We start from the raw sequence: 7861 nt of genomic DNA, 5'->3' as shown, positions 1-7861 counted from the left end.
TCGCTACCACCGCCCAACCGGGCAAATCCAACAGCCGGAGCGAACTCAGGATTGGATAAAACTTGGGGGCAAGGTCAGGTTCAATACCTATTCGGGGTAGTCGGCCGCGCTGATTTTAACCACACCCTCAACTAGGCCGTTTTTCAAAACAGGCGCTCTCTTTTTAGATTCGCAACTGGCGTGACGTGCTCTTCCAACGACGCGGACCTCGGCTTGCAGACATCTCTAACCGTCCGCTGTTTTTCAAAACAGCCTGCCGCTGATCTTTTCGCATCTAGATGCGCAACGGCTGCGTAATGACAAATCCTCTTTGCCCAGATAGCTCCGTTTTCGGGACGGTGAGCAAATTGGAGTTTGATACGATGTGTGAACGTGAGACTGAGTTTCGGGACGCACTTACAGCGCTGTTTGTGCAGCTCGTTGCTAAGGGCGGCGACAAGATGAGGACGCCTGCTAGCGCGCTTAAGGCGCTGGAGGACGCCCGTGCTGGGCGGCGTAGGACAATCGGCCGCATCCGCGTCCCTTCGATCATCCGTGACTTCCCTGCCCAATGAGGGCCTCCAGTAACTCGCCGATGTTGGTAACAATGTTGGTAATTGGCTAAAAAGGCTGCGGTTTCCGCAGAAAAAAGTAAGGCGCGACTGGCATCACCACAGTCGCGCCCTACATCGCCGGTTTATGGGGCAGGGGGGAATAACCGGCTGCAAGGATGACTCCCGGTTGCGGGAGTCGTTCCGTGGCTCCTCAAAATATTTTGCACACGGTTAAGTGATCGTGGCGCCCCGAACCCGCGATGTTTCGGCAGCGTTGTTCCGTTGATCGCCATGGGGCGAGGGACGAACAGCCATGTCACAGATTCGCAGAGCTTTTTTCGGTGCCGTCGCGATCACGCTGACACTCGGCGCCGTGCAACTGGCCTCGGGCCATGATCTCGCCGACCGCTGGCAGGCCGTCGCGGACAAGCCGAGCCACAACGTCAACCGTGCCGGGAAGGCCGACCGCATCGCTGAACCGAAACCGTCGGCGGTTCCCACGCGCACGGTGTCGATGCGCCTCAACGATCTCAAGGATACGTCAGTGTTGTTGCGGGTTCCCGCCGTGATCGAGACCGGCAATGCCGCCAAATTGCCCTCGCTGCTCCAGAAGAACCGCAAGCCGACGATCGCCTGTGAGCCCGTGGTCAGCGCGCTGACGGAAGTCGCCAAGTTGCTGCAGCCCGGACGCTGCGTGACCTGACCGGCACGACGTCTCAGCCGAAGTTCTTATTCGGCCGCTTCAGCCGATCTATCGTCAGCCGCGCCCGCGCGGCTCGCCAAAATCCCCAGCGCAAGGCCGCCGATCGCGAGAATCGGCAAGAGCCGCTTGACGCCGAGGGCACGGATGACCTGCAGGCCGGTGGCGATCAGCACGGGATCGGCAAGCATGCTTTGCGCCGAGGCTTTTGCCGCCCTTGCCGCCCGCTTCTCGGCATCCTTCTTGTACGCGATGTAGCTGATGGCGGCGACCAGCGTGAGCAGGAAGAATATGCCGGCGCCGGCGAGGCAGGCCTGCACGGGCCCATAGGCCTGGAGTACGGCAATGAAAGCCGCCGCGCACAGGAACGAGGTCGTCACGAACAGCGCGATGGCCACGGCAAGCGCAAGCGATGTCAGGCGCATGGTCGTGCCGGTCGATGCGCGAATGCCGTCCATGATACGCTGAAACATTGTCGCCTCTCATCTCCCTCAGCCAAAAGCGGTATGAGCTGCGCCGCCTCGTCAGGATTTGTTTCGGCGCCTACCGGCGCCAGGCCAGGCCGATCAGGAAACCGATGCCGAGTGCAATTCCGACGGTCGCGAGCGGCCGCTGCGTGATCGCCTCTTCCAGCGTCTCCTCGAGCGAGGAGGCCGCGTCTTGCGCCGCACCCATCATGGCACTGCCGCGCTCCGACATGTCGTCGAGCGTCGAGTCCATGTTCTCGCGCGCCTGCTTGTAGCCGCGCCGGGCCTGCTTGCCCGCCGAATTCGCGAACGTGTTGAGTGCGTCGGTGATCTGGTCGGTGAGGGCGGCGATATCGCTTTTCACGGCTGCTACATCCTTCTCGAGGCGTTCTCTGGTGGACTTGTCGGTCCAGTCTCTCATTCCGGTTTCGCTGCTCATTGACATCAAAAGCTCCGAACTGTTGGCGGTGCGATAGCCGGAAAACGTTTCCCCGTTGGGGAAGTTCCGCATGCGGAAACGGCGTCAATCGCCGGGCAATTGCGGCGCGTCCGACGGCAAGAGATGCTCCTTCAGGATCAGCCCGACGATCAGCAGTGGCGAGGACAGGAACGCGCCCATCGGCCCCCACAGCCAGGTCCAGAAGGCGAGCGCAAGGAAGACGGCGAGCGCGTTCAGCGCCAGTCGCCGGCCGATGATCGTCGGCGTGATGAAATGTCCCTCCAGGAAGGTGAGGCCGCCGAAGGCGAGCGCGGCCATCAACCCGCCGCCGATCGTGGGAAACGCGACGAGACCCACCACGACGAGCACGGCGAACATCGCGACCGGTCCGATGATGGGGATGAAGTTGAGGGTTGCCGCGAGCGCGCCGAGGCCGGCCGGATTGGGCATGCCGGTCAGCGCGCAGACGATGCCGGTGGCAATACCGACCCCGATATTGATGAGGGTCACCGTGAGCAGGTAGTTGCCGAGATGGACCTCGATCTCGTTGAGGATCCGCAGCGTGCGCAGCCGCGCGTCGCGATCGCCGAACGTCATGATCAGGGCGCGCCGCAGGTCCCGCCAGCTCGCGATGAACAGGATCAGGGTGGCGAAGAACAGGAGAAATTCGGTGAAGGTCGGCGACAAGAACTCCAGCGTCGGCTGCACCCATTCGAATTTTGGCATCTGAAGGCTGGGCAGGCCTTCGGAGCCGCCGAGCATGGACTGCAGCTCCTGCCACAGCGCGAGCGGCCGGTCGAAGACATGCAGCTTGTCCTTGAGCTGCGCCGCCAATTCCGGCAGGCGCGAGCTCCATTCCATCACCGGTGACGCGATCAGGCCGACGACGAAGACGACGACAGCCGTGACCGCGGCCACGATCAGTACGGCTCCGAGCGAGCGCGGCACTTTCCGCTTCTCCAGGAAGGTCGCGGCCGGCGACAGCATGGTGCCGGTCACGAATGCCATCACGACCGGAAGGAAGAATGGCTTGCCGACATAGAGCACGGCGACGACACAGATCACGAGCAGGCCAGCCAGCGCGAAGGCAACGAACTCGGTGCGCCGGATCACCGGCGGTAATTCGCTTCTGCTGTCGGGTAGGGGCGTGCCCTCGTCGTTGCCGGAGATCAGACGTTCACTGGGAAGGACGCGCACAATGGTTCTCCCCGCACGAAAGCCCATTTGCCCGCGCGGTCGATATCTCGGTCAACACGGACAGCCTCAAGCGGTTCCATCGCGGATTCGTGAAATCGGGTTCGCTTGACTGTGACGTCACAGCCGCGTGCGGGCGCGGAACTTGAGTCGTTGCTACCGCGTTTGTTGGGGCAACGCATCACCCTGATGCACTCAGATTCAAACGGGGCAGCACATGACCGAGTTATCTGTATCCCTCCGCCGGCGTTCGCCGCGCGCTCTCATCATACTTGCCTTCACGACAACACTGCTGACGGTACCGGTCACTGCCGCGAGCGCGCAGACGCTGTTCTATACGCCGATGCAGCCGCAGGCCTTTACTCCGGGCTACACGGCCCGTGGCTACGCGACCCAAGGTTACACGACTCAAGGCTACGCGACGCAGGATGATGCGACGCAGCCGCCGCAAGCCTCTGACGACGCGGTGCTGCCCGAACGGCTGCGCCGCGCCATCGTCAGCTTCCCCTCCAGCGAGGCGGCCGGTACGATCATCATCGATACCGCCAATACGTCGCTCTATTATGTGCTGGGTCAGGGCCGCGCGATCCGCTACGGCGTCGGCGTCGGCCGGGAGGGCTTTACCTGGGCCGGCGTGCAGACGGTCAGCCGCAAGGCGGAATGGCCGGACTGGCATCCGCCGGCAGAGATGGTCGCGCGCCAGCCCTACCTGCCGCGCTTCGTGGCCGGCGGTCCCGGCAATCCGCTCGGCGCGCGGGCGATGTATCTCGGCGCCAGCGAATACCGCATCCACGGCACCAACGACCCCACCACGATCGGCAAGTTCGTTTCGTCCGGCTGCATCCGCATGACCAACGAGGACGTCATCGACCTGTTCGGCCGGGTCAATATCGGCACCAAGGTGGTTGTCCTGCCGAAGAACGCGCCGCTGATGGCACGCGGCGGCGAGCCCGTGCGCAAGCGGCCGGCCGCGATGACGCTGCCGTCAGGCCGCCAGGCCCTCAACATCTCGACGCCGTCAGTGAACTGAGCGAGGTGGCATGGTGAAGTGTTCGATCGTGAGACTGGCAGGCGGCGTTGCCGCGGTTCTGGTTGCCGCGTCGCTGAGCGTGGCACTGGTGCCGCCAGCCCATGCAGAAGACTTCTTCTCTGCTCTCTTCGGCGCGTTCGGACGGCGGCCGCCGCCGCAAATCCGCGTTCCGTTTCCGGACGACGACATGCTGCGCAGCGAGGCGCCACGGCTGCGCTATGGCGGCGGCCAGGCCTATTGCGTGCGCGGCTGCGACGGCCGCTACTTCCCGGCGCAGGGAGCCGATGGCGAAAGCAAGGCGCAGTCCTGCAAGAGTTTTTGCCCGTCGAGCGAAACGACGCTGGTCTATGGCAGCAGTATCGAGGATGCGGCGACCGAGAACGGCATGTCCTATTCCGACCTCCCGAACGCCTTCCGCTTCCGCAACGAACTCGTCGCGGGCTGCACCTGCAACGGCAAGGATCCGGTTGGTCTGGCGCAGGTCAAGGTCGAGAACGATCCGACGCTGCGCAAGGGCGACATCGTCGCAAGTGCCGGGGGACTCGTGATGGCCAACCGCAGCGACAGGCGCGGCGCTGCCGTGAATTTTTCGCCGTTGCCGGATTCGGTGAAGGCGCGCTTGCGTCACGTGCCAGTGGTGGCGAAGGAGTAGGGATAACTGCCGTCCCGGCCTTCGCCGGGACGACACCAAGTGTGTGGTCGCCGCTGAGAGACGCGTGCGGGGGCTACGCTGCCCTGATCTTCCCCAAGAAGTCGGTCACCTGATGGCCGAGCTGGCGGCTTTGCGTTTCCAGCACCTCCGAGGCGTGCTTGACGTTGTCGGAAGCCGCGGCTGCGGCATCGGCATCCGCTTTCACGCCCGTGATGTTCTCGGAAACGTTCCTGGTGCCCTGCGCCGCATATTGCGTGCTGCGGGTGATTTCCTGGGTCGCGGCGCCCTGTTCCTGCACCGCGGCGGCGATTGCGGTCGCAACCTCGTTCACCTCGCCGATGATGCCGCCGATCGCTTGGATGGCGCTGATGGCGTCGCCGGCGACTTTCTGGATGTCAGCGATCTGTTCTGAGATTTCGTCGGTCGCCTTCGCTGTCTGGGTCGCCAGCGATTTGACTTCGGAAGCGACCACCGCAAAGCCACGGCCGGCGTCACCGGCCCGCGCGGCTTCGATGGTGGCGTTGAGCGCGAGCAGATTGGTCTGCGCGGCGATGGTGTTGATCAGGCCGACGACCTCGCCGATCCGGCTCGCCGACTTCGCAAGGCCCTGCACCGTGCCGTCGGTGTCGCGGGTCTGGCTGACGGCGCGGCTGGCAATGCCCGCGGCATGCGCGGCCTGCTGGCTGATATCGTTGATCGAGGCGCTCAGCTCTTCCGCTGCCGAGGCGACGCTGTCCACGCTCATCGACGCGTCGTTCGAGGCCTTGCCTGCAACCTGGACACGGTCGTTGGTCTGGCGCGACACGGCAGAGAGATCGCCCGAGGTCTTGCGCATCGCGCCGGACGCCTCGGAGAGCTCGTCGAGCGTCTTGCGCACCGCGCCTTCGAACTCGCCGACATAGCTCTCGATCGCACGCTGGCGCGCGGTAGCGCCGGCATTGCGTTCGCGCTCATGGGCCTCGATCGCGAGTTTTTCGCTCGCCTGCTGCTTGAAGGTTTCGAGCGCGCCGGCCAGCGCACCGATCTCGTCATTGCGGTCGAGATAGCCGCTGTCGACCGAGAGGTCGCCGCCGGCGACCTTCAGCATGGCGTCGCGAATGTTGTGCAGCGGACGGATGACCCGGCGCGTCACCGCGATCATGGCGCCGACCGTCAGCAGGATTGCGAAGGTCAGCATCGCGATCTGAACCGCCAGCGCGCGGCCGGCGGAGGCGTATTGCTCGGCGGCGTAGTCGCGCGCCTCGTCGAGCGCGCGCTCGGCGACCGCCACCGCGGTGCCCATGCGCTGCGCCGTCTCCGGCGTCCATTGGTCGGCGGTCATGTCGGTCTTCGAGCCGACCATGATCTGGTCGATCAGCTTGTCGCGGAGCGCCAGATAGTCCGGGTTGAAATAGGCTGTTTGGGCGGTGCCCATCGCCTTGGCGAGCTGCGGCGAGAGCTGCATGCCGAGCGTCGAGGATTCCAGCGCGCTCCAGGCATTTTCGATCGCGCCGACGGTCTTGGTATAGGTCTGCTGCGCCTCCATCGGGAGGCTGCCGGTGGCGACGAGCCCGGTCGCAACCAGATCGGACGCTTCGCCTGCGGTATTGCGCAGCAGCCAGGCCGCCTGCCTGATCGACAGCAACTGGTCGATCAGCGGATCGGTGTGATTGACCGAGGCTGCGAGATTCGCGGTGATCCTCTCGAGCGTCGCGAGCAGGGCGCCGGTGAGATCAGTGTATTCCTTCGAAAGGGCCGCGCGGCGCGCCTTCTTCGGCTTGCGCATCTCGTCCCAGGCTTCCGCCTGCAGCGTGGCGAGTTTTTCGACCTGCTGGTTCAACGTGCCCACCAGCGTGGCCTGCTCGGCGAACGGGATCGAGGGCAGCAGCGTGGCGGTGGATCGGATCGCGGGCATCTCGGCGCCCTGGATGCCGTGGAGGAATTTGTCGATCTCGGGCGAGACCGCGGCCTCGGCATTCAACATGCGCGGCGTCGACGACCGGTCGGTGCGCAGATTGTGCATCGCCTTGAAGGCGTTGGTGGAGGCGTCCGCGACCGCCGAGATGTGGCCGGTCGAGCGCAACCGCCCCCAGGATTGCCACGCCGTCGTCACCAGGAGCGCCACCACGCAAACGGCCAGCAGAGCGATGACGGACTGAAGCAGCGTCGAAACGGTCAGACGTTTCAGCATGTTGGAATTCCCCCCGAACCCGGCGCATTTTTCGCAAAAAGGGATAAACAGAGTTGTAACGCGCGGCGGGTGCGCGGAGGGGAGAGGTTAAGGGATCGTTACCGTCGGTTTGCTTGCTCCTGTCGAGCACGAGATCGCCGGACGTTTTGCGCATTTCGCCCGAGACGTCGGAGAGCTCGTCGAGCGTCTTGCGGACCACACCCTCGAACTCGCCGACATAGGCCTCGATCGCCTTCTGGCGGGCCGCCGCGCCGGCGTTGCGGTCGCGTCCTGGGGTTCGATCTTCAGCTTGTCGATTACCTGAGATAGCGGCTTCGCCGCAGAAGTCCGTATTTCCCAGAAGTTGTAATGGGTTGCATGCACGGGAACCGAAATGCCGCGCCCCGCGTTAGTCTCTCATTAACAAATGCCTGAAGGGGGCCCTGCGATGCTGGTCGGCGTACTCGTCACATTTCTCGTCGTCATCCTGGTTCTTTATCTCATCAACATGCTGCCGATGGACGGCCGCGCCAAGCAGATCGCGCGCGTCATCGTCATCATCATCGGCATCGTCTCGCTGCTGAAATATTTGGCGGTGTTCTAGGCATCGAGACTGCGCAATCGGGATAGGGGGGAGCCTCTCAGCTCCGCCCCTCCCACACCACCGTACGTACGGGTCCGTATACGGCGGTTCGGT

Annotated in this window: 9 protein-coding genes; 5 read left to right on the top strand and 4 right to left on the bottom strand. The window is 64.0% G+C overall.

What is annotated here, in order from left to right; all coding sequences use genetic code 11:
• Window positions 1-846: 846 nt before the first annotated feature.
• Window positions 847-1236, top strand: a complete 390-nt coding sequence (locus JQ632_RS38605; protein WP_212407953.1) for a hypothetical protein — start codon at window positions 847-849, stop codon at window positions 1234-1236.
• Window positions 1237-1262: 26 nt separating this feature from the next.
• Here the strand turns inward: JQ632_RS38605 and JQ632_RS38600 are convergent, their stop codons facing one another.
• The 3 genes from JQ632_RS38600 to JQ632_RS38590 all read right to left on the bottom strand — a co-directional run bounded on the left by JQ632_RS38600 (window position 1263) and on the right by JQ632_RS38590 (window position 3336).
• Window positions 1263-1706 carry a hypothetical protein gene (locus JQ632_RS38600; RefSeq protein WP_212407952.1) on the bottom strand — a complete coding sequence of 148 codons (444 nt, stop codon included), beginning with the start codon at window positions 1704-1706 and terminating at the stop codon, window positions 1263-1265.
• A 70-nt stretch (window positions 1707-1776) separates the two neighbouring features.
• Window positions 1777-2121: a YqjD family protein gene (locus JQ632_RS38595; protein WP_409363544.1), complete on the bottom strand. Its 345-nt coding sequence runs from the start codon at window positions 2119-2121 to the stop codon at window positions 1777-1779.
• Window positions 2122-2223: 102 nt separating this feature from the next.
• A complete protein-coding gene (locus JQ632_RS38590) occupies window positions 2224-3336 on the bottom strand; it encodes an AI-2E family transporter (protein WP_212407950.1) in 1113 nt (370 codons plus the stop codon).
• A 214-nt stretch (window positions 3337-3550) separates the two neighbouring features.
• On the opposite strand from JQ632_RS38590, the gene JQ632_RS38585 reads away from it, so the two are divergent.
• Both JQ632_RS38585 and JQ632_RS38580 read left to right on the top strand, forming a co-directional pair.
• On the top strand, window positions 3551-4363 hold the full coding sequence (locus JQ632_RS38585) for a L,D-transpeptidase (RefSeq protein ID WP_212407949.1): 813 nt from the start codon (window positions 3551-3553) through the stop codon (window positions 4361-4363).
• A 10-nt stretch (window positions 4364-4373) separates the two neighbouring features.
• Window positions 4374-5015, top strand: a complete 642-nt coding sequence (locus tag JQ632_RS38580) for a DUF2865 domain-containing protein (protein ID WP_212407948.1) — start codon at window positions 4374-4376, stop codon at window positions 5013-5015.
• Window positions 5016-5088: 73 nt separating this feature from the next.
• On the opposite strand, the gene JQ632_RS38575 is transcribed toward JQ632_RS38580, so the two are convergent.
• The gene (locus tag JQ632_RS38575; RefSeq protein ID WP_212407947.1) at window positions 5089-7185 is read right to left on the bottom strand and encodes a methyl-accepting chemotaxis protein; all 2097 of its coding nucleotides are present in this window, start codon (window positions 7183-7185) and stop codon (window positions 5089-5091) included.
• 109 nt (window positions 7186-7294) lie between these two features.
• On the opposite strand from JQ632_RS38575, the gene JQ632_RS38570 reads away from it, so the two are divergent.
• The gene (locus JQ632_RS38570; protein WP_212407946.1) at window positions 7295-7489 is read left to right on the top strand and encodes a hypothetical protein; all 195 of its coding nucleotides are present in this window, start codon (window positions 7295-7297) and stop codon (window positions 7487-7489) included.
• A 123-nt stretch (window positions 7490-7612) separates the two neighbouring features.
• The gene (locus JQ632_RS38565; protein ID WP_008546817.1) at window positions 7613-7768 is read left to right on the top strand and encodes a Thivi_2564 family membrane protein; all 156 of its coding nucleotides are present in this window, start codon (window positions 7613-7615) and stop codon (window positions 7766-7768) included.
• Window positions 7769-7861 lie beyond the last annotated feature (93 nt).

The organism is Bradyrhizobium liaoningense (genome assembly GCF_018130955.1).
Classification (GTDB): domain Bacteria; phylum Pseudomonadota; class Alphaproteobacteria; order Rhizobiales; family Xanthobacteraceae; genus Bradyrhizobium; species Bradyrhizobium liaoningense_C.
This window is presented reverse-complemented; position numbering and strand designations above follow the sequence as displayed.